The organism is Mucilaginibacter ginsenosidivorax, from assembly GCF_007971525.1.
Taxonomy (GTDB): Bacteria; Bacteroidota; Bacteroidia; order Sphingobacteriales; family Sphingobacteriaceae; genus Mucilaginibacter; species Mucilaginibacter ginsenosidivorax.
Genome location: NZ_CP042437.1, coordinates 155,700 through 177,020, shown reverse-complemented (window position 1 = coordinate 177,020; position 21,321 = coordinate 155,700). Strand labels below are relative to the sequence as shown.

Here is a 21,321-nt window from a genome sequence, read left to right as displayed (position 1 = left end):
AATTTCATTATAACTAAATAAATGTTGAAAATGATTTTTTAATTAGATAGAAATTTATACATTTGTAATTGTCTGGTTCCTAATGCCGGTCAACTTATTAATTCTAAGCCTTTGTTAATTTAACTTATTGATTCAAAATTAAACTCAACACAAGTATGAGGAAATGTTTTTGGGGCTTAATATTGGCGGTTCTTTTATTTTCTGCAACAGTTATTAGCTGGAGATCGCCGGGTGCTAACAAATCAAACGGAGGAGTAAATTCTGGTCTTGCTGCAAAGGAATTATTCAACCAGTACGTAAACAGCCTGTATGTGGCAGCGGGGTTACAAGGATCGGGGTTAGCTTTTGATGTATTCGAAAAAGCCTTTACAGGTTATACCAATCTGAAATTATCGCATAAAATTCCCGAAAATAGCGCGGTGCTAACTATAGTCGATTTTAGTAAATCGAGTCGCGAGAAACGCATGTGGATTGTTAATTTATTCAGTAAGCAATTGTTGTTAAACACCTGGGTAGCTCATGGATCAGGAAGTGGGATGGAAATGGCCGAGCATTTTTCTGATCGTAACGACTCGCACCAAAGCAGCCTGGGCTTTTATCTTACCGATAATGTTTATATGGGCAAACATGGCCGCTCGTTGCATTTGGATGGTTTAGATTCTGGTTTCAATGCCAGCGCCCGTTTTCGCGATATTGTAGTTCATGCGGCAAAGTACGTTGGGCAAAGTGCTATTGACCAGCAAGGGCGTTTAGGCCGCAGTTTTGGCTGCCCGGCGGTAGCACCAAATGTTGTTGATTTTGTAATCAATACTATCCAGGGTAAATCGGTGCTGTTTATAAACGGTAACGACGAAACTTACACATCAAAATACCTGGATGAAACGGCACCTTTAAACCAGGTAGCAGCCGATTCTACATCTTTTGATATAGCAAAGCTATAAATATAGCCTATCCAATTATAAATCTGATTGCCCGGCCCAACCAGCCGGGCATTTTTTATTTGCTCAGGAATTTTTTCAGGTGATCATATAACACGATATCCAGGCCGTATACATCCTGCCGGTATTGCAATGTGCCGCCTTCATCAGCCCAACAGGTAACATAAGTAATATATATGGGTGTTTTTTTGGGCAAGGCTATGCTGGTGGGGTCGGGATTATCAGCAGCCATGTCTGCTACAATGGTATCAAAATCTTCGCCTTCGCCAAAAAGATTTTTGGCAAGTGCCTGTGGGTCTCCAAGGCGTACACAACCATGGCTTACGGCCCGCATGGCTTTTCCGAATGCGAATTTTGCAGGAGTATCATGCAGGTAAACGCTGCTTTTGTTTTTAAACAGGAATTTGATTTTGCCTAAAGAATTGTCCTCACCAGGGCGTTGTTTAAAATCATAGTCAAGGTTATCTTTAGTAACAGAAGTCCAATCAATATCTTCGGGATCATCAATCAGTTTTCCATCTTTATATACATCAATGTTCTTGTTAGATAGGTAATACCTGTCTTTGGCAGCTTCTATAATAATTTCCTTTGTAGCTATGCTGCGTGGTATATTCCATACCGGGTTTACGTCTACGCTGTGAATGAGGCTGTTTAACTGAGGCGTTTCGCGCGGGAATGGTTTATCAATTGCACAGGTATCATCATATTTACCCAAACTGTTTTGTCCGTCCATGTTTCGGCCTTGCCCAACACAAACCTTCATATTTAGTATCGATTTTCCATTTTCAAAAACATCAAGCCTGTAATCAGGGATGTTTACATATACATATTTGGGCTCATATGGTTTATTTCGCCAACGTAAACGTTCCATATTAACCAACAGATACCGTTGGGTTTCTTCCTTTGATAAACCGTCAAACGTATCGCCGTGCAGGTACGCTTTTTGAAGCGCAAGGTACTGAGGGTCTTTAGGTTGTATGCTATCCAGGTACGCCTTAGTATCTGCAGCCATCAATGTGGCTTTCATTGATACGCTGTCGGGGTGTTTGGTAGCAGTAAAATATCTTGAATAGATTTTTTTGGGGTTAACCACGCCAAATTGTACGGCATTGGCGTATTTTGTAAGGGTGCTGGTTGTCAGCAGTTCCAGTTTAGCAAGCTCATGATAAGCTTCGTCGGTATTACTAATACTGGTTTTGTCATGAAATTTGGCAATCATAGCCTTTAGTTCTCCGGGATGAAATAATTCAGGATCAATGCCGTGTTCATCAGCTTTACTGTAAAAATCAGGTATCGCATCCAGGTCGCCGTTGGCCAGGTGGTTCATTACAAATACGGGCAGGTAATTATTGGCCTTATAATAAGCCTCAATGGCAGGCTCGTTGGATAACTTTAATTTTTCATCCCCCAATTCTTTTTTGAATACAGCGATATATGCGTCGTCGTCAAGATCTTTAAAAACCTTGTTTTGTGTTGCTTTAAAAAGATTAGTGGCTATTTTATTATGCTTTTCTTTACAGCTTTGTATGGTTAACAATAAAGCAAAAAAGGAAATAAGTATAATGGAAAGTGTTTGTTTGTTTGTCGTGACGGGAGGCATACGGATAAATTCTGTTAAATATAGCTCATTAATAGCAATTGCCATACCACAACCGCTGCAAGTTTTTAATTAAATTTGAAATCAGACAATTTATCAGCAATATTTGACTAATAGCTCCAACGGCCACTAATGAAAAGACAGTTATTAATTATAGCGACATATTTACTGCCATTAATGGCAAACGCACAGGATTTTAAGCCGGTAAACAAAAATGCCTCGCCCGAGGCCGTTAAGTTACTATCCTTTTTATATCAAATAAAAGGAAAACATATCCTGTCCGGTCAGCAAAATTATAATAGCGATTTGAATATGTTTTCTGATAGTGCTTACGCCATTACCGGAAAATATCCTGCACTGTGGGGATCGGATTTTATGATGTGGGGCGATAAGGACCTTGGGCAGAAGCTTGTATACGAGGCGCAAAAAAAATGGCACGATGGTTACCTGGTTACTATTATGTGGCACCAGGGCCGGCCAACTGATGATGCGCCGTATGATTGGAAAACAAGTATCCAGGGTAAGCTTACCGATGCCGAATGGACAGAATTGACTACACCAAATACGCCTTTAAATAAAAGATGGCTGGCAGATATAGATAAAAAGGCGGTTTACCTAAAACAGCTACGAGACTCACATGTACCGGTTTTGTGGCGACCCTACCACGAGATGAACGGCGTATGGTTTTGGTGGGGCGACAAAAAGGGTAAAAACGGTATCCAAAAGCTTTGGAAAATGATGTACGACAGGTATACCAATTATCATAAATTGAATAACCTGATATGGGTATGGGGGGCAAACGGTTTGCGCGATATCCCTAAAGATGAAGCATACGATTATAAATTATATTACCCCGGTGCCGATTATGTTGATATCCTGGGATCGGACGTTTATCACTTTGATTACGAACAAAAGGATTACAATGAGTTGCTAAGCCTGGCCAACGGAAAAATTATAGTACTTGGTGAAACCGGCGAACTGCCCAAAGCGGAAGTATTGGCAGCCCAGCCCCAATGGGCGTGGTTTATGGTGTGGACAAGCTGGCTGTGGACGGATAATACCCACGATAGGGTAAAGGAAATTTACAACCTGCCACAAACCCTTAACCACGATGAAGTAAAAACCATGTTGCAAAAATAATAATGGACAAAGTTAAACTACCAGAAGTTTGGTTACGCGGCCCTTTAAATGATGTCCCCGTGTTGCTTCAGCCCGTAGCTCATGCTTTATTGCAGGCCAGGGAAGAGCTGAATGAACTGATGGCCTATTTCCCGGACCTATTGTTGTGGAATAAAGTTGCGGGCATGGCATCGCCGGGTTTTCATTTACAGCATTTAACAGGCGTGCTCGACAGGCTTTTTACCTATGCAAGGGGTGTTGGACTATCCGACGATCAATTGGCCTATTTAGCCGCCGAGGGTAAGCCCGCCGAAACCATTAGTGCAGTCACATTAGTTGAGCAATTTAATTTGCAGGTTGATAAGGCTGTAAAGCAATTGGCCAATACCAATCAATCCACTCTCGCCGATGTACGAGGAGTAGGGCGTGCGCAAGTTCCATCAACTGTTACCGGCCTGTATGTGCACGCTGCGGAGCATACTATGCGCCATTTAGGCCAATTATTGGTTACTGTTAAGGTTTTGAAACTGGGGGTGTAAACCTTAATGTCTTAAATCTTCATTTTACTCGATGATCAGCTTTTTCAAATAATAAGTATCCGGATCAATAACCGGAATAGTTTTGCTGGCTATTGTTAGTCCCTTTTTGTCCAGGGTGTATCGCCTGGTCAGTCCATCGGCACTAATGTCGATAGGCAAAGGCATGTCAATATTTTGAAGCTGGATGAGGTACTTATCGCCGCGTTTTGCAGTTACATGAACTTCGAGCTTATTAACAGAATAAATATAGAGATCGAACAAAGGTTTCAAATCAATACCAGCTGCTTTGCTAAAATATTCCTGCACATCCGCAGTGGCAACCATGTTGCTGTAGGTGTATTTGGGATTTGTAACAAAGCTTTTAATAGTGGGGAAGAAGATGGTATCGCCCATAATATATCGTAAAGTATGCATGAAAAAAGCACCTTTGCCATAAATGTCGCCGTTATAAGCCGCCTCTTCGTCGATATCTTTTCCTATCACCAAAGGGATTTTGTTGCCAAATGAAAGTGCAGCTTGCTGGAAGTGTTTAATATAAGCTTGTTCGCCTTCCAAATCCCGTATGGGCATAGCATCGCCAAAGGTGCAAATACCTTCGTGGATCCAGTAATCGGCCCAATCTTTTGCGGTTACTTTGTTGCCCCACCATTCGTGGCCAAATTCATGATGCATCAGCCAGTCAAAATCTTTGCCGCCGAGTTTACTGTACCTGAACTTGTTGCCATAAGCATTCATGGTTTGATGCTCCATACCCAGGTGCGGTGTTTCGGCTATGCCTATTTTCTCTTTAGCCCACGGATATTCGCCAAAGTACTTTTCCTGTATCCGAATGGTTTGCTCGAAAATATCCAGGTGACGGTTGGCCTTGGTGGCATCCTCCTTTAATACATAAAACTGGATGGGTACGGTAGTTCCATTAACCGTTTTATATGGCCTGCTTACAACGGTATAATCGCCAACATTAAATAGAATGCTGTAATTGTTGATGCTATAGTTGGTTTTCCAATGATAAGTAGCCTTATCGCCGCTTTTAGTCACTTTTTGCAGCAAGCCCGGGCCGGCAACTACCAGGTCTTTAGGTACGGTTATCAGCATATCAACACCGTCATTTGGCTCATCCGAAGGATGATCCTTGCACGGAAAATAAAGTTTACCCCCGGTGCCCTCGGCTGTAACGGCAACCCAGGCATGCCCGGTAGAGTCTTTTGTCCACGTAAATCCATCATCCCAGGGCGGTCGACGGGCAACATGGGGCTTGCCACCATATATCACTTTAATGCTGGCTTTGCCGGCAGGTAATTCCTTGGCAGTATTGATGGTGATGAGGTTGTTTTGGTAAGAGAAGGTTTCCTTTTTACCATTTACCAATATGTTGCTGATCTTTAAGGAATCCAACAGATCAAAAAACAACACCTTAGTGGGTTGCGCCATAATCACATCAATGGTGGTATAACCATCTATCGTTTTTTGAACCGGATCGACATTTAAGGCGATGGTGTAATGGCGCACATCCATAATGGCTTGCTCGGGTTTGAGCTTGCCGCCCGAGGTTAGGGTTTGGGCATTAGCGAAGTACGCGATAGAGAATAGGAGATAGATTGTATAACGCAATTTCATTACGACAGAATTTATTTATCTCATTAATTTTTTAGCTCTTTAACATCGGGAGGGCCGCCAGTAGGCGCCCCAAATTTAACAGGAACGGAGAATTTGGTTCTTACTTTATTCCCATTATTAATACCAGGTTTCCATTTTGGGCTGTTGCCCACTATTTTGATTGCAATGGAATCTGCCTCAGGATTAAAACTCAAGGTAATAATTGGATTGGTTGGACTACCATCTTTTTCAATTACAAAAGTTACAACTACCATTCCTGTGGAGGTATCTTTTCTGTTTGATTTTTTTAGACTTGAGTTGACATAAGCTTTAAAGGCATCAGTACCACCAGGGAATTCCGGAAGTTTATCAACCTCGTTGTATACTTGAGAAGTGTCCTGATTTGTTTTTTGAGCATTTGCAGAAAATCCCATCAGAATAATAGCTACCAAAAATAAAACCTTTTTCATACCCTAAATATAATCAATACTCCCTCACCAGCAAATTATCTGCAAACTGCCTTAAATATTGCCTGCGATCTTCTGAAAGGTCGATCTGATCTAAGGCGTTAAAGGCCGCATCGGCGTAGGTTTGCATGGCATCTTCGGCATAATTCCTGATGTCAAGTCTGTCGTAAACACCTGTCACCGCTGCAACTTTTTCTGTGGCGTTAAATTGTTCCACGCTTAGCCAGTGGTCAAGCATATTGGCGTCGTCACCGTTAGCCAGCTCAAGCGCTTTTATAAGTAAGTAGGTTTTTTTATTGGATAGTATATCACCGCCAACCTGTTTGCCAAATTTTTCCGGGTCGCCGTAAACATCCAGTATATCATCCTGTAACTGGAAAGCGATACCCAGGTTTACGCCGAAGCTATACAATAATTGTGCATCTGTTGACGTAGCGCCTCCAATAATTGCGCCTATTTTTAGCGTTCCCCCTAACAGTACGGCGGTTTTAAGCCGTATCATGTCAAGATACTCGTCGATGAGTACATTGTTGCGCTGCTCAAAACTCATGTCTATTTGTTGGCCTTCGCATACGCCTGTGGCAGTTTCGTTAAAAACATCCATTACCCGGCGCAAAATTGCATCGTCAACCTTCATCATGAATTTGTTGGCCTCTACCATCATGGCATCGCCGGATAGTATGGCCACGTTGGCGTTCCATTTTTCGTGTACTGTAATTTTACCACGGCGCAAGGGAGCTTTATCCATAATGTCATCGTGCATCAGCGTAAAGTTATGGAATACTTCAATGGCCAGGGCGGGCTCTATCGCTTTTTCCACATCGCCGCCAAACAGGTCGCAGGCCATTAGTAACAGGGCAGGGCGCAGGCGTTTACCGCCAAGCGAAAGTATATAGCTTATAGGTTCGTAAAGATCGGTAGGATATGCCGGAAAAGTAAGTTCGTCTACAGCCTTGCTTACCATGGCATGTAGTTCTGTAAGTTGTTTCATGTTTGTAGTTAACAGTTGATTAAGTTGATTGAGTTGGATTAAGTTGATTGAGTTACCAAACCCCAATCAACTTAATCCAACTCAATCAACCAATCAACTCAATATCAATCCTGCACTAACGAAAAATCAATTTGCTTTTTGGTCAAATCAACATTTTTAACCCTGATTTTCACCTCATCACCCAGTTGGTAAATCTTCTTTTTGCGCTGACCGATGATGCAATAGTTTTTCTCGTCCAAAGTATAAAAATCATCGGATATATCGCGCAGGCGAATCATGCCCTCACATTTATTTTCGATGATTTCCACGTACATACCCCATTCTGTAACTCCCGATATAATGCCTGTAAAAGTGTTACCAACCTGGTCGCGCAGGTATTCTGCCTGTTTGTATTTAACAGACGAGCGTTCGGCGTCGGCTGCTTTCTTTTCCATTTGCGAACTATGAGTACATAACTTTTCGTAATGTTCTGCATTTACCGATTGTCCTCCGTTTAAATAATGAAACAGCAGGCGGTGCACCATTACATCCGGGTACCGGCGGATAGGAGAGGTGAAGTGCGTGTAATGATCAAATGCCAGGCCGTAGTGGCTGCTGGTTTTTGTAGTATATATCGCCTTAGCCATCGATCTGATGGCCAGCTGGGTAAGTACATTTTGTTCTTTTTTACCTTCCACATCTTCCATCAGGAAGTTTAACGATTTAGCCGTTTCCTTATCCGATTTAGTATTTATTTTATACCCAAACCGGGCCGCAAACTGTGCAAAATTGGCCAGGGCATCGGGTTTAGGGGAATCATGCGCACGGTAAACAAATGTGTATTTGTGCTTGCCTTTACCCATTTTGCTTACATGTTCGGCCACCTTACGGTTGGCCAACAACATAAAATCTTCAATCAGTTTATGGGCGTCCTTGCGCTCTTTTACATAAACGCCGGTGGGTTTGCCGGTTTCATCAAGCTTAAATTTAACTTCAGTTGTTTCAAAGCTGATGGCACCATTTTTAAACTTCCGGTCGCGTAGCTTATAGGCCAGTGCGTTCAGTTTAAGAATCTCGTCTTTAAAATCACCCTCCTGGCTTTCTATTACTTCCTGAACTTCTTCATAAGTAAAGCGCCTGTCAGAGTAGATAATGGTTTTGCCGTACCATTCGGTTTGGATAAATGCATTCTCGTCCAGTTCAAAAACTGCCGAAAAACATAGCTTTTCTTCTTTAGGGCGCAACGAGCACAAGCCATTTGAAAGGCGCTCGGGCAGCATCGGGATAACCCTATCAACCAGGTAAACAGAGGTAGCACGATCAAATGCTTCTTTATCGAGGGCAGAATCCGGGACAATATAATGCGATACGTCGGCAATATGCACGCCAACTTCGTAATTGCCATTCTCGAGTATTTTAAATGATAAAGCGTCGTCAAAATCCTTGGCATCAAATGGGTCGATAGTAAATGTGGTAATATCCCTGAAATCTCTTCGGCGGGCAATTTCCTCCTTAGTGATCACATCCGATATTTCCTCCGACTCATGTTCAACCTCGGCCGGAAAGGATAACGGAAAACCATATTCGGCAAGGATGGCGTTCATCTCGGTGTCATTCTCGCCCTGCGCACCTAAAATGTGTTTTATACGACCGATGGGGTTTTTAGCCTCCGTTGGCCAGTCGGTAATTTCGGCGACCGCTTTTATGCCGTTTTTAGCGCCGTTGAGCTCACTCATCGGGATAAAAATATCATGCATCATTTTACGGTCATCGGGGATGAAAAATGCAAAACGCTCAGATAGTTTTACAATTCCTGTAAACTCCATTTTGGCGCGCTGCAGTATTTCAATGATCTCGCCTTCTTTACGTTTGCCTTTACTGATAGCATATACGTAAACTTTAACACGGTCGCCATGTAAAGCATTGCGAAGTTTGCGTGGGGCAACAAAAATGTCGCTTTCCAACTCATCATCGGTAACTATAAATGCCGATCCGTCGTTTGTCAGATCGACACGGCCTTCTATAAATGTTTTTAACTCAAGGAGTTGGAATTTTCCGGGCGAAACCTCTTTTAGTACAGATTTAAAAGCCTCGTCTTTTAAAATATCAAATATAATTTCGCGCGATTCGGGGTCGCGGACATTCAATTTTGCAGAAACCTGTTTATAATTAAGTGGCGTATTGCCGTTTTGTTCAAATACATCAAGCACCATTTGGGTAAGTACCTGAACGATAGAAGAATTATTTTTCTTTTTTTTAGACATACAAAAGTATTTGCGCTAAGATACGGAATTTTGATGTTTAGGGGAGAAGTTGAAAAGACAGGGTTTTAGAATGACTTTGATGTAGGCGAGATTTTACTTGTGATATTTTGACATATCGCTATAGTTCCGAAGAAACCAAAGTTTTAAATCAGCGACACCCTACACTTGATAAGGATCAATGCAATTTAACTGCGCAATTTTTTTAAAATCACTCAGGTTTCTTGTGAGCAACGTAAGGTTATTTGTGACAGCAGTTGCAGCAATTATGGCATCTGGTAATTTTAATCGATATGTTTTTCTGATCTCTATCGATTTAAGTATGATAGGCTCTGTAAGACCAAACACAGTGGAGGTATCTATAAAATCGTTTAAAAAATTCAGGTAATCCTCGGTTGCATTTTTCCAAACTAACAATTCTATTCTGGATATAACCGATAAAAATATATCGATGCCATCTATCAGGCGAAGAGACTCTTTTGGTAACTTATTCCCAAGATAATCAATTATAGTGTTAGTGTCCGCTAAATATCGTTGTTCCATTCGTTACGGACATCTTTAAGATGATTTTGAAGGTCTGTATACTGTTCATCAGTCAGGTTTAATTTTCCTCTGAAGTCAGACGATTTTTTCTTTTTGCGGGTTTCATCAATATTTAACTCATCAACAGCATACAACAATACTTCTATCTTGCGGCCAATATAACTTTCAGGTATATGGATTGATAAGTCTTGGTTTTCCGGAGTTAATATTGTACGTATCATGTAATTAACTTAATAAACTATTTACGAATTGTATTAAAAAAACAACTCGTAACAAATTTAAACAATTGTCCAAACATTTAATCTACATGGCAGGATAAATGCACCTAAATATTTATAGGCGACGATCTGCCATTAATAATGGTTAACAAAATAAACTTATGCTGTCAAGAAGATACAAGCATCAAACAATATTCTTTATCTATTGCCTGATCCTGGTTGGAAGATCTAAGTTCATTTGACATCTGTTTGCCCTAACAAAAGCACAAGATATTGATGGATTAAATTGCGTAAAGCGTCAATTTAATGTTAACCATGTAAAATTATAACAATCTTATTGTCAGATATTTATGGTTTATATACCTGAAATGTGTTAAGTTATGTTAACCCAACTTAGATGCTTTTACCCTGTGTTATCACCCCTGCGGTATTGATGCAATCAAATTCCTGGTGTACTCATCCTTTGGCCGGTAATAAATATCATCGGGGTATCCAGTTTCGATGATCTCGCCTTTGTTCATCACCATCATCCTGTCGGATATATGTTTAATAACGGCAAGATCATGCGAGATGAAGATATAAGTGAGCTTAAATTCCTGCTGTAATTCCCGGATCAGGTTAAGCACCTGTGCCTGCACAGATACGTCGAGCGCCGACACCGATTCGTCGCAGATAATAAACTTAGGCTGCAGGGCGAGCGCCCGCGCTATCACTATGCGCTGCCGCTGGCCTCCTGAAAACTCGTGGGGGTAACGGTTAAAATGTTCGGGTAACAGATTTACACGTTCCAGTAATTCCAATACGTGTTTTTTGCGTTTGGTATTATTGGCATAAAACTGGTGCACCTGCAAAGGCTCCATGATGGATTGGCCGACGGTTAATTTAGGGTTTAAAGACGAGTAAGGGTCCTGGAAAATGATTTGGATATTGCGGCGAATCTCGCGAAGTTCATTTTTTTTTAAGCTTCGCAGATCGGTATTTTCAAAACTGATATTACCGGCTGTCGGCTCAATCAGTCTTAAAATGGTACGGCCTAAAGTTGTTTTTCCGCAACCCGATTCACCAACCAGGCCAAGCGTTTCGCCTGGGTAAACTTTAAAACTTACATTGTTTACCGCTTTAACCACTTTTTTTGACATACCCAACAAGCCGGTATTAACCGGGAACCAGGTTGAGAGCTGATCTATTGTTAATAAAGGCTCTTGCTTATAAAGCTCTGCCTTTCTTGTTTCTATTTCACTTTCAGGATAATGGTACAATGTCCTGATGTTTTCTATAGTTACCGCCGATTTATTTTGGATATTATCCGCATCAAAAAAATCGGCAACTATAGGCAGCTTTTTCAAATGCTGATTTGGCGATGGCCTGCATGCTAATAAGCCTTTAGTGTATGGATGGCTGGGATGATCGAATAGGTCAGTAGTATTAGCCTCCTCAACAATTTGGCCTTTATACATCACCATTACCCTGTCGGCAATTTCTTTAATAACCCCCAGATCATGCGAAATGAAAATGAGGCTCATTTGGCGCGCTTTTTTAAGGCACAACAGCAGTTCAATAATAGTTTTCTGTACCGTTACATCAAGCGCGGTGGTTGGTTCATCGGCTATTAATATCTCCGGATTACAGGATAGGGCCATAGCTATCATTACCCTTTGTTTTTGCCCTCCCGAAATTTGATGCGGGTAACTATCAAAAATTGCTTCAGGACGGGGCAGTTGCACTTCGTTAAAAAGCTCGATAGTTTTCTTTTTGGCCGCAGCCTTGTTTAAACCCGAATGCAACCGGATAGCCTCAGTTAACTGGAAACCACAGGTAAGCACAGGATTGAGCGAAGTCATAGGCTCCTGAAAAATCATGGCCATACGGTTGCCCCTGATGTGACGCATATCGCCTTCTGATAATTTGCACAAACTTACGTCGTTTAACAGCACTTCGCCATTGATAACGGTTTTGTCTGTATCTAAAAGTCGCATCAGGGCAAGCGATGTAACTGATTTACCCGAACCCGATTCGCCCACTATTCCGATAGTTTGGCCTTTTTGTAGATCGAACGAGATGTTTTTTACTGCTTTAAACAGGCCGTCTCCGGTTTTAAAACTTACCTCCAGGTTTTTTACTTTGAGCATTATTGGCCAACTATTGTTATCATCTCATCTTTTATTAAGTCCTCGCCACGATAGCGCCTTATCAGCTGCGCGGTGGCAACTACATCTTTTTGGCAATAAGTGCAAATCCGCTCAAGCTGGTTTTCGTTCCAGTAAACATGGCTTACCATGCTGCCGTCAATATCATCTTTTGGAGTAGGGATATCAAAAATGGCCGTGAGCAGGTTTAATGACGTGTAGTTTTTATAGTCGCCAAATTTCCATAATTCCATAGTATCCAAATGGATAATTTCCCATGGCTTTTTACCTGCCAGTTGCAGCTGGGGTGGAAAAGGAAGTCCGTTTACTAATAAACGCCGGCATATATAAGGGTAATCAAACTCTTTACCGTTATGCGCTACCAGCACCAGGTTAGCCGGCTGGCCAAATAACATTGCCGAAAAATTAAGAAGGATTTCTGTTTCATTATGCCCTGCAAATGATTTTATCCTTAAGCCGGTATTTTCTTTTCCCCTTGTAAAAACGCCTGCCGATATGCATATTATCTTACCAAATTCGGCCCAGATACCTGCGCGCTGGTAATATTCTTCGGGTGTTTCATCTTTACGCTGATATTGCGTTTTTACCTCCCAAAGCTTTTTAAAATGCTCGGGCACTTCGTCATGTGTGCCATATTGTGGAACCGTTTCAATATCAATTACCAATAAATTGTGCAGGTCATACTGCTCAAGCATGATGTGTTAATTTTATGGAGCAATATAATGAATGTTTTAGTTTGATAGGTTTTACGTGGTACGTTTTAGGTTATACGTTTGTAATTTTATTAATGCGTAACAAACCGCCGGATAGCGGGGATAATACTTTAAAAATTATTTCGCAGAAATAATTTTCACCACTCACCACTCACCACTCACCACTCACCACTCACCACTCACCACTCACCACTCACCACTCACCACTCACTTACTCAAAATCTCAAAACCAATATTAATGGTATTGCCATTGCCATCAACCAGGGTAAGGATATGCTTGCCCGGGGGCGGGTTTAAAGCCATCTGGTGGAAATCTTTGGTAGTACCCATATACTGATCATCCAGGTGCCAGAATATTTTCATGCCAGGTAAGCGGTGCGCCGCATTACAAATCATTCGTCCGCGCGTGCCATCGGCCTCAAGGGGGATGTATATTTTTGCGCCGTCTTTGGGGTAAATCACCTCCATGGTATTCCCGTTCTCAGCCTGGGCGCAATCTGCCCTAAATGGCGGAAGTACATGGTATTGATAATTGCGTGATTTATAATAATATTCCATGGATGGCGGCAGCACAAACCATTTTTTGTTAAGCATTTGGTCTGGTGGCTGGCAATTGCCATTTACCTGGTATTGACCATCGGCAGATAAATGAATAAGCTGATGATAAGGGCAAACAGGTGCCCTTAAGCCGGTTTTAGGAACCATTACCTGGTCAATATCCTGGCAATATTGACCAGCACGGTAGCCGCTTTGCCTGCACACGTCAATTTTTACCATTTCGCCGGTTGGCATTGCAAACCAGTCTTTTGATGCGGGCAGCAATCTAAAAATCTCGAAGAGGGCAGGGGCAGCGGCGTTAATACCGGTTAAACCGGGCCGGCCTTCGCCATCAGTATTACCAACCCAAACACCAACAACATACCTTGGTGTAACACCGATGGCCCAGCCATCCCTGAAGCCAAAGCTCGTTCCTGTTTTCCAGGCCACGCGCTGGCTCGAACTGAATTGTTGCCACAACATTTCTTCGCCCGGTCTCATTACTTCTTCCATGGCCTGGAAAGTGCTATAGATAGAAGCGGCATCAAGCAGTCCTGATTTTTCCAGATCCGGTTTCTTAATATCCTGTTTGCCATAAACAGGGTTATGAAAATCCTCGGGGTCGTAACTCCCGTTGTATTTATCGTAATGGTTAAGCACCCTTGCCATATCCGCATACGCGCCTGTAAGTTCCCAAAGCGTGTTTTCGCCACCGCCCAGTATCAACGATAATCCATAATGGTTTGCCGGCTTGGTTAGGGTGGTGATACCAATTTTATGCAAGAAATCATAAAATTTCTCGAATTTATACTGTTGCAGTAGTTTTACAGCGGGCACGTTAAGCGACCTTGCCAGCGCCTTTGACGCAGGCACAGCGCCATCATACCCCATATCGAAGTTCTCCGGGTGATAACCTGCTATCAAGGTTGGTATATCCGGCAGTAAGCTGTTAGGCAATATCAGCCCGTTATGCATTGCTGAAGCATATAACAGTGGTTTTAGCGTACTTCCGGGACTACGGGGAGCATCAATCACATCTACATCACTTTCCATTTGCGGGTCTTCATGGTGGGTAATATTACCGGCATAAGCCAGTGTTTCGCCGGTTTCAACATCCAGCACAATAGCAGCGATATTGTTAATATCGTTGGCCTTTAAAACCTGGTGATGTTGCTCCAATATATCGTTAACCTGTTGCTGTAAGCCCGAACGAATACTTGTACGAATACGGGTATCGCCCATTGGCTTGGCATCGTAATCATTTTTAAAGCGCTGTAGTAAATGCGGAGCAAGAGAAGGTAATGGCATCGGCTTTTCCGGAACAGGTTCCAGTTTTGCCAGTTCGGCTGTTATACTGTCTATAACCCCTTGCTTGTATAGCCTGGTAAGCAGCCTGTTCCGTTTATTGAGCAATGTTTGCCTGTTTTTGCCAGGATGTACCAAAGACGGCGCATTGGGCAATACCGCCATAGCGGCCATTTCGCCCCAGGAAAGTTTATCAGGACTGCGGCCAAAATAGCGCCAGGAGGCGGCATCCAGGCCAATAACGTTGGTGCCAAATGGCGCGTTGCTGGTGTAAAGGGCCAGTATTTCTTTTTTACTATAAGTAAGCTCGAGCCTAAGCGCCATAAAAATTTCCAGTAACTTGCTCCAAATGTTGCGTTTGTGTTTGGTTGCCAGCCTAATTACCTGCATTGTTAGCGTGCTGCCGCCACTTGTTACTTTTTTTGAGCTTATGTTTTGTTTAATGGCACGTCCAAAAGCAAGGGCATCAAATCCAGGATGACGGTCAAAGCGTTTGTCTTCGAAAGCTATGATGCATTGTTTGAATTTTTGGGGCACGCTGTCATTGTAGGGAAAGCGCCATTGGCCATCTTTGGCAATGGATGCGCCCAACAATTGGCCCTGATTATCGTCAATTACGTATGATGTAGGGTTCTTAAATAGTGGCTTTGGCAAACAAAACCAAAACAACACGGTTAAAACGAACAGGAATACAAGCAGAAATATTACTTTTGGTCTTTTTAAGTAAGTTTTTATTCGTTTTAATACAGCTTGCATTAAGTAATATTTTCAATAAAGATATAACTAAGCTTTATATCGCTACTATATCCGGAAGCGGATTTTTTGATAAACAATATAATGGGCATTCAAAAACTTTCAATTATTATCCCGGCTTATAACGAAGGCAATACCATACATTTAATTTTGGATAAAATTAAAGCGGTTAACCTAACCAATGAAATTAAAAAAGAGATTATTATTGTAAATGATTGTTCAAAGGACGATACCGAAGTTGCCATTAATTCATACCAGCAATCCAACCCGGATGTTGATATTCAGTACTTTAAGCACGAGGTAAATAAAGGTAAAGGGGCGGCCCTGCATACCGGCATCTCAAAAGCAACGGGCGAATATCTTATAATACAAGATGCTGATTTAGAGTATGATCCGGCTGAATATAACGATTTGTTAAAACCGGTAGTAAACGGTTTTGCCGATGTGGTGTATGGCTCCAGGTTTATGGGTAGCAATCCACACCGTATATTGTTTTTTTGGCATACTATAGGCAATAGGTGGTTAACCTTTGCATCAAATATGTTTAGTAACCTTAACCTGACGGATATGGAAACCTGCTATAAACTGTTTGATACCAAATTGATACAAGCCATTTCTCTTACCGAAAAACGCTTTGGATTTGAACCTGAAGTTACCATCAAAATATCCAGAATACCCAGGATCAGGATTTATGAAGTGGGGATTTCTTACTATGGTCGCACTTATGAGGAAGGGAAGAAAATAGGGTGGAAGGATGGCGTGAGGGCTATATACTGCATATTAAAATACGGGTTATTTAAGGGTAAATAGTTCAAACAAAAACTACAAAAAACCACACAAATCATACATTTTTTGACAATTTTATTTCAAAAAAGCATAACTTTTTAATAATTTTTTCGCACACGATGCTTCCCTGGTTTTCAGCATCGGTTTTGAAGCTTTTTACCAGCCAGTTTTTGTCGGTTTTTAAAATGTTGGTGTTGGTGATATGCATGCCGTCGAGGCTTGGGATGTGTTTGAGGTTTTCATCCAGTCCCTGGGCGGTGGCTTTGGTAAGGGCTTCTTTTCTCGTCCACAACAAAAAGAAATTTTTCGGGTTGCCATTTATAAAACTGATTTCGGCGGGGCTGAAATAGTCTTCCAGTATCGATTCGAATTTAAACGAGGCATCTATGGTTTCGGTATCCACACCAACATCAGTTTTTGATATTGCTATCAATACCCAATTTGCCGAGTGGGATACATTATACCGCAAAGCTGCTCCCACGATAAATGGCTTTTTATTTGGGCCGCTGCCGAAGATGATACCCTTTGCCGGTTGGTTGATGTACCGGCTTACAATCTCCCTCAAAGCCGCCCTGCTGATAATAAACCGAATCCGGTCTTTTTCCTGAACGTAACGGTTTGCCCGTACAATTTCATCGGGCTGCAGGAGATTTAAAAAGTGTGCAGTTTGATCTTTATACAAAGGAATATAAATGCGCCAAACATCAACCGTGTTTTCGGGTTCAAAATTACATTCAGTTTCCGGTTGCCAATAAATAGTTTCGGCTAATTGAATGTTCACCTCTACCTGTGCCATTGTCATTTATTTTTTTGCGGCCTCATCAAGGCATTTTTGCAGGCTATTGGCAAATACCTTGTCGTTAGGCGCTTTAAAAATAGTATTATGCTCACCAGGTATTTTATGTACACTTACCCCTTTTAACGCATATTGTTGCCATCCAAGATATTCAAAATCATCCATGTAAAACGTATGTTTTTCGGCACGGAAAAGTTCTATCTTGATATCATAAGGTTTAAGCTGATATCTCCTTTCGGCAAGAAGGTTCATTTCATCTATTTTGTTGGAGTAACCAAAAAAGCCTTCCTGCTCTTCATCTTTAGTGATTTTCCATACTGTTTTGGTAAGGCGGCGTTTCAGCCCGGTAGTATGGTGCGCCAGGGTTTGGGCCACGCCATCTTTAAATGATAAATTATAGGCCAGCTTCCGCATAAAAAATTTCCCCCGTTTGATGTACTGGGTTGGGAGTGGATCGTAGAAGGGCGATCTGTATGCAAAAGTATCAAACATAGCCAGCATTTTTACCTGTTTGCCCATTGCTTCAAACTGCCTGGCCATTTCAAAGGCGATGATGCCACCAAAAGAATAACCTGCCAGCGCATACGGCCCGGTTGGGTTTTGAGCCATGATAGAGGCGTTATAATGTGCAGCTATGTCAACAATATTGTCCAGCGGTTCGTCTATACCATTAAGGCCTTTTGCCTGCAGGCCGTAAACCGGCTGGTCGGCATCCATATTCAGGGCAAGAGCGTTAAACAACAGCACATTTAAGCCGGCGCCGTGTACAATGTAAATTGGCATTTTGGTACCTGTTGGTTTTATAGGCACCAACGAATCCCAAACAATAGATTTGCCATCCATTTCCAGCATTAAAGCCAGTTTTTCGATTGTCGAGTTTTCAAGCAGGGCAGCAAGCGGCAGGCGTTTACCGGTCAGTTTTTCAATCCGGGTCATTACCTGTACGGCTATAAGCGAATGGCCGCCAAGCTCAAAAAAATTATCGTAAATGCCAATGTTCCTGATTTCTAAAAATTCCGACCAGATATCGGCAACTAATTTTTCTACATCGGTACGTGGCGAAATAAACAGGTTTATGCTTTCGGCCGGTTTGGTATGCTCATTGGCCAGCGCTTTTTTATCTATCTTGCCATTCGGCGTTAACGGCATAGCCTGCACAATGATAAAATCATCAGGAACCATATATTCAGGAAGCTGGCCTTTGAGCTCATTGCGCCATCCTTTTATTTGTGTACTGTCGCCCTCGCCCTGGTAGCCGTCTTTTAACACGATATAAGCAGCAAGCTTGTCAATACCGTTTTTATCCGGCCGGGCTATAACTATGGCTTCTTTAACATTGTATTGAGTAATCAGCTGGTGTTCTATCTCGCCGGCCTCGATGCGGTACCCGCGGATCTTGATTTGCGAGTCGATCCGGCCAAGGCATTCAATTTCTCCGTCGGCCATAAACCGGCCCATGTCGCCTGTGCGGTACATTTTGCTACCAGGGTTGGCAGCAAAAGGATCGCTTACAAACTTTTCGACAGTAAGTTCGGGTTGATTCAGGTAACCTTTGGCTACGCCATCGCCGCCGATGTAAATCTCGCCGGCGGTGCCCGGCGGCAAGGGGTTCAGGAATTTATCTAAAATGTAGATGGATGTGTTATCAATCGGCCGGCCTACGGTAATCAATTCATCACCTGCTTTTATTTGCTTAATGGTCGACCATATGGTGGTTTCTGTAGGTCCGTAAACATTCCATAGGCCCGCGGCGGCATTTAATATCCTGTCGGCTAATTCTTTGGGCAGCGCTTCCCCGCCGCACAGTACCTTTATGGGAGTAGTGTTATCCCACCCGGCCTCCAGCATAATGCGCCAGGTGTAAGGTGTGGCCTGCATTATGGTTATACCCTCGCTCCTGATGATGTCAAGCAATACCCGCCCGTCTTTAGCCGAATTGCTATCGGCAATAATTACCTGGGCGCCGGCAATAAGTGGCAAAAACAATTCCAGTCCCGATATATCAAAGCTAACGGTGGTTACAGCAAGTAATTTATCGGCAGCTGTTATTCCCGGCTCTTTTTGCATGCTGTATAAAAAGTTTACCAGGCTGCTGTGCGCTATTTGTACACCCTTGGGGTTTCCGGTGGAGCCGGATGTATACAGGATATAGGCAATATCATCACCATTCACTTCAATACCAGAGTCGGTTGCCGGGTATTGGCTAAGGCTTTTCCATTCAGTTTCCAAAATCAACTCCCTGGCGTTGGATTGATAATAACCCTTATATTGTTCAGACACTATCAGCACAACCGCTTCCGAATCGGCCAGCATGTAATTAATACGCCCTAAAGGGAATTGCGGGTCAAGCGGGATATAGGTTGCCCCGGTTTTCATAATGCCCAACATTACCGCCACCATTTGGGCCGAGCGATCAACAGCAAAGGCAACTTTATCTCCTTTTTTAACGCCCTGTGCAAGCAGCAAGGCAGCAAAACAATTTGCCTTTTGGTTTAAGTCCTGGTAGCTTACTTCGGTTTGGCCAAATTTTACGGCTACGCTGTTATTAAATGTGGCTGCCTGCGCGGCAATTACCTGGTGTAAGGGTCTGTTTTTATCATAAGGCGCGTAGGTTTGGTTCCAGGTGTTTAGCTGGCCAATAAGTGCAGCGTTATTTTTTAAGGTGATGTTACCAATCAACACATCAGGATTTGCTACCAGTTGCCTGAGCAGAAATTCAAACTCATCCATCATATTGCGGATGGTTGATGATTGAAACAATTGGCTGTTGTATGACCACTCCAGTACCAGCGATTCGTCGCGGCCCGAGATATTTACAAATATTTCGAAACTTTCATACTCACGTGGATTGCTGTGCAGGTAGTGTGTTAGTCCGTGAAACGCCACATCATCATCCATACCCATGTCAATGTTAAACATTACAGGCACCAATGGTATGCGGGAGGCATCACGCTGAATATTTAACTTTTTGAGCAGGCTGCCAAAGGTATACAACTGGTGGTCGTAAGCATCCAGTATGACTGTGTTCCTGGCTTTTAAATAACTTTTAAATGATTGCCCGCCATCGGGATGGCTTCGTAACGCAAGCAGGTTTACACAATGCCCTACCAGCCTGAAATTGCCCGTTGCGGATTGCCCCGCAGCAGGTAAACCCAGGATAACCTCGTCATGACCGGTTATTTGTTGTAAAAACACCTCGAAGGCGGCCAGCAGGGTAGTTACAAAACTGGTGCCGTTTGCTTTGCCCAGTTTTTTTAGTTGCAATGCCAGCAACATATCTAAATTAAAATCATCCCTATGGCTTTTATACGTACGTATAGCCGGGCGCGGCAAATCGGTGGGCAGGTTTAAGTAATGACTACTTCCTTTAAACTGGTTAAGCCAGTATTGCTCGGTTTCGTGAAATTCCCGGGTTTGTTCAAATGCCCGTTGTTCGGCAGCATAATCAGAAAAAAGCGGGGCAGGAGGCAGTTGAATTTGTTCGCCCCTGGCATAGGCCGAATAAAATTTACTTAAATCCTGCATCAAAATACCTACCGACCAGCCATCACAAATAATATGGTGGGCAAGGAGTGTTAACAAATGCTCATTTGGGGCTAATTTGATCAGGCTTGCTTTAAAAAGCGGGCCGGTAACCAAATTAAAGGGTGTTACAGCAAACTGTTTGTTTAAATTGCTGATAAAACGCTGCTGTTCGGCAGATGACTGGCCGCATAAGTCCTGGTAATCAACATTTAACGTAGTGCTTTGGTAAATACAGATATGTTTTCCATCGGCGCTAAAAGATGACCGCAAGGCCTGGTGCCGGTTAGCAACATCCTGTAACGCGCCAAGCATGGCGTTGTGATTTAATGAGCCGGTCAAGGTAAGCGAAAACGATTCGTTGTAGGCGCAATTAGCAGCATCGCCGCCCATGAGGCACGACGTCCAGATCTCCAGCTGCGATTCTGTAACAGGAGCAACCGACTCTAATTCCGGCCCTGCAAAGGGATCAAATTCTACGGGGATTGTATCGTATGAAAAAGATGTATCCAAT

At 42.7% G+C, this 21,321-nt stretch carries 16 protein-coding genes; 4 read left to right on the top strand and 12 right to left on the bottom strand.

Annotation, left to right across the window (positions count from 1 at the left end):
• The first annotated feature begins 155 nt into the window (after positions 1 to 155).
• The gene (locus tag FSB76_RS00665; RefSeq protein ID WP_147051690.1) at positions 156 to 941 is read left to right on the top strand and encodes a murein L,D-transpeptidase catalytic domain family protein; all 786 of its coding nucleotides are present in this window, start codon (positions 156 to 158) and stop codon (positions 939 to 941) included.
• 55 nt (positions 942 to 996) lie between these two features.
• On the opposite strand, the gene FSB76_RS00660 is transcribed toward FSB76_RS00665, so the two are convergent.
• Positions 997 to 2,538: a L,D-transpeptidase scaffold domain-containing protein gene (locus tag FSB76_RS00660; RefSeq protein WP_225976374.1), complete on the bottom strand. Its 1,542-nt coding sequence runs from the start codon at positions 2,536 to 2,538 to the stop codon at positions 997 to 999.
• Between the two features lie 174 nt (positions 2,539 to 2,712).
• Between FSB76_RS00660 and FSB76_RS00655 the strand changes: the two genes are divergently transcribed.
• The gene (locus tag FSB76_RS00655) at positions 2,713 to 3,675 is read left to right on the top strand and encodes a glycosyl hydrolase (RefSeq protein ID WP_225976373.1); all 963 of its coding nucleotides are present in this window, start codon (positions 2,713 to 2,715) and stop codon (positions 3,673 to 3,675) included.
• 2 nt (positions 3,676 to 3,677) lie between these two features.
• On the top strand, positions 3,678 to 4,193 hold the full coding sequence (locus tag FSB76_RS00650; protein ID WP_147051688.1) for a DinB family protein: 516 nt from the start codon (positions 3,678 to 3,680) through the stop codon (positions 4,191 to 4,193).
• Between the two features lie 24 nt (positions 4,194 to 4,217).
• Here FSB76_RS00650 and FSB76_RS00645 read toward each other — a convergent pair whose 3' ends face one another.
• The 9 genes from FSB76_RS00645 to pbpC form a co-directional block, all read right to left on the bottom strand.
• Positions 4,218 to 5,810 (bottom strand): M1 family metallopeptidase, encoded by a 1,593-nt coding sequence (locus FSB76_RS00645; protein ID WP_147051687.1) that lies wholly within the window; start codon positions 5,808 to 5,810, stop codon positions 4,218 to 4,220.
• A 23-nt stretch (positions 5,811 to 5,833) separates the two neighbouring features.
• A complete protein-coding gene (locus FSB76_RS00640) occupies positions 5,834 to 6,259 on the bottom strand; it encodes an energy transducer TonB (RefSeq protein WP_147051686.1) in 426 nt (141 codons plus the stop codon).
• Positions 6,260 to 6,272: 13 nt separating this feature from the next.
• Positions 6,273 to 7,247, bottom strand: a complete 975-nt coding sequence (locus tag FSB76_RS00635) for a polyprenyl synthetase family protein (protein ID WP_147051685.1) — start codon at positions 7,245 to 7,247, stop codon at positions 6,273 to 6,275.
• Positions 7,248 to 7,351: 104 nt separating this feature from the next.
• The gene (gene rnr / locus FSB76_RS00630; protein WP_147051684.1) at positions 7,352 to 9,490 is read right to left on the bottom strand and encodes a ribonuclease R; all 2,139 of its coding nucleotides are present in this window, start codon (positions 9,488 to 9,490) and stop codon (positions 7,352 to 7,354) included.
• 159 nt (positions 9,491 to 9,649) lie between these two features.
• Complete coding sequence (locus tag FSB76_RS00625) at positions 9,650 to 10,030, bottom strand: type II toxin-antitoxin system VapC family toxin (RefSeq protein ID WP_147051683.1); 381 nt, start codon at positions 10,028 to 10,030, stop codon at positions 9,650 to 9,652.
• Positions 10,012 to 10,251, bottom strand: coding sequence for a hypothetical protein (locus tag FSB76_RS00620; RefSeq protein ID WP_147051682.1), 240 nt, complete (start codon positions 10,249 to 10,251; stop codon positions 10,012 to 10,014). The genes FSB76_RS00625 and FSB76_RS00620 overlap by 19 nt, the downstream gene beginning before the upstream one ends.
• A 413-nt stretch (positions 10,252 to 10,664) precedes the next feature.
• The gene (locus FSB76_RS00615; RefSeq protein WP_147051681.1) at positions 10,665 to 12,377 is read right to left on the bottom strand and encodes an ABC transporter ATP-binding protein; all 1,713 of its coding nucleotides are present in this window, start codon (positions 12,375 to 12,377) and stop codon (positions 10,665 to 10,667) included.
• Positions 12,377 to 13,090, bottom strand: coding sequence for a 3'-5' exonuclease (locus FSB76_RS00610; RefSeq protein ID WP_147051680.1), 714 nt, complete (start codon positions 13,088 to 13,090; stop codon positions 12,377 to 12,379). Before FSB76_RS00610 ends, FSB76_RS00615 begins: the two co-directional genes overlap by 1 nt.
• 225 nt (positions 13,091 to 13,315) lie before the next feature.
• Positions 13,316 to 15,706, bottom strand: coding sequence for a penicillin-binding protein 1C (gene pbpC, locus FSB76_RS00605; RefSeq protein WP_147051679.1), 2,391 nt, complete (start codon positions 15,704 to 15,706; stop codon positions 13,316 to 13,318).
• Between the two features lie 81 nt (positions 15,707 to 15,787).
• Here pbpC and FSB76_RS00600 point away from each other — a divergent pair, with 81 nt between their 5' ends.
• Positions 15,788 to 16,513 carry a glycosyltransferase family 2 protein gene (locus FSB76_RS00600; protein ID WP_147051678.1) on the top strand — a complete coding sequence of 242 codons (726 nt, stop codon included), beginning with the start codon at positions 15,788 to 15,790 and terminating at the stop codon, positions 16,511 to 16,513.
• Between the two features lie 31 nt (positions 16,514 to 16,544).
• Here FSB76_RS00600 and FSB76_RS00595 read toward each other — a convergent pair whose 3' ends face one another.
• Together FSB76_RS00595 and FSB76_RS00590 are read right to left on the bottom strand one after the other, a co-directional pair.
• Positions 16,545 to 17,285, bottom strand: a complete 741-nt coding sequence (locus tag FSB76_RS00595) for a 4'-phosphopantetheinyl transferase family protein (protein ID WP_158642796.1) — start codon at positions 17,283 to 17,285, stop codon at positions 16,545 to 16,547.
• 6 nt (positions 17,286 to 17,291) lie between these two features.
• The gene (locus FSB76_RS00590; protein WP_147051676.1) at positions 17,292 to 21,320 is read right to left on the bottom strand and encodes a non-ribosomal peptide synthetase; all 4,029 of its coding nucleotides are present in this window, start codon (positions 21,318 to 21,320) and stop codon (positions 17,292 to 17,294) included.
• Position 21,321 lies beyond the last annotated feature (1 nt).

Bases quoted from the DNA above. Each gene is read 5' to 3' on its own strand.
- FSB76_RS00665 (WP_147051690.1), top strand. From the start codon at position 156: ATGAGGAAATGTTTTTGGGGCTTAATATTGGCGGTTCTTTTATTTTCT.
- FSB76_RS00660 (WP_225976374.1), bottom strand. From the start codon at position 2,538: ATGCCTCCCGTCACGACAAACAAACAAACACTTTCCATTATACTTATT.
- FSB76_RS00655 (WP_225976373.1), top strand. From the start codon at position 2,713: ATGGCAAACGCACAGGATTTTAAGCCGGTAAACAAAAATGCCTCGCCC.
- FSB76_RS00650 (WP_147051688.1), top strand. From the start codon at position 3,678: ATGGACAAAGTTAAACTACCAGAAGTTTGGTTACGCGGCCCTTTAAAT.
- FSB76_RS00645 (WP_147051687.1), bottom strand. From the start codon at position 5,810: ATGAAATTGCGTTATACAATCTATCTCCTATTCTCTATCGCGTACTTC.
- FSB76_RS00640 (WP_147051686.1), bottom strand. From the start codon at position 6,259: ATGAAAAAGGTTTTATTTTTGGTAGCTATTATTCTGATGGGATTTTCT.
- FSB76_RS00635 (WP_147051685.1), bottom strand. From the start codon at position 7,247: ATGAAACAACTTACAGAACTACATGCCATGGTAAGCAAGGCTGTAGAC.
- rnr (WP_147051684.1), bottom strand. From the start codon at position 9,490: ATGTCTAAAAAAAAGAAAAATAATTCTTCTATCGTTCAGGTACTTACC.
- FSB76_RS00625 (WP_147051683.1), bottom strand. From the start codon at position 10,030: ATGGAACAACGATATTTAGCGGACACTAACACTATAATTGATTATCTT.
- FSB76_RS00620 (WP_147051682.1), bottom strand. From the start codon at position 10,251: ATGATACGTACAATATTAACTCCGGAAAACCAAGACTTATCAATCCAT.
- FSB76_RS00615 (WP_147051681.1), bottom strand. From the start codon at position 12,377: ATGCTCAAAGTAAAAAACCTGGAGGTAAGTTTTAAAACCGGAGACGGC.
- FSB76_RS00610 (WP_147051680.1), bottom strand. From the start codon at position 13,090: ATGCTTGAGCAGTATGACCTGCACAATTTATTGGTAATTGATATTGAA.
- pbpC (WP_147051679.1), bottom strand. From the start codon at position 15,706: ATGCAAGCTGTATTAAAACGAATAAAAACTTACTTAAAAAGACCAAAA.
- FSB76_RS00600 (WP_147051678.1), top strand. From the start codon at position 15,788: ATGGGCATTCAAAAACTTTCAATTATTATCCCGGCTTATAACGAAGGC.
- FSB76_RS00595 (WP_158642796.1), bottom strand. From the start codon at position 17,285: ATGGCACAGGTAGAGGTGAACATTCAATTAGCCGAAACTATTTATTGG.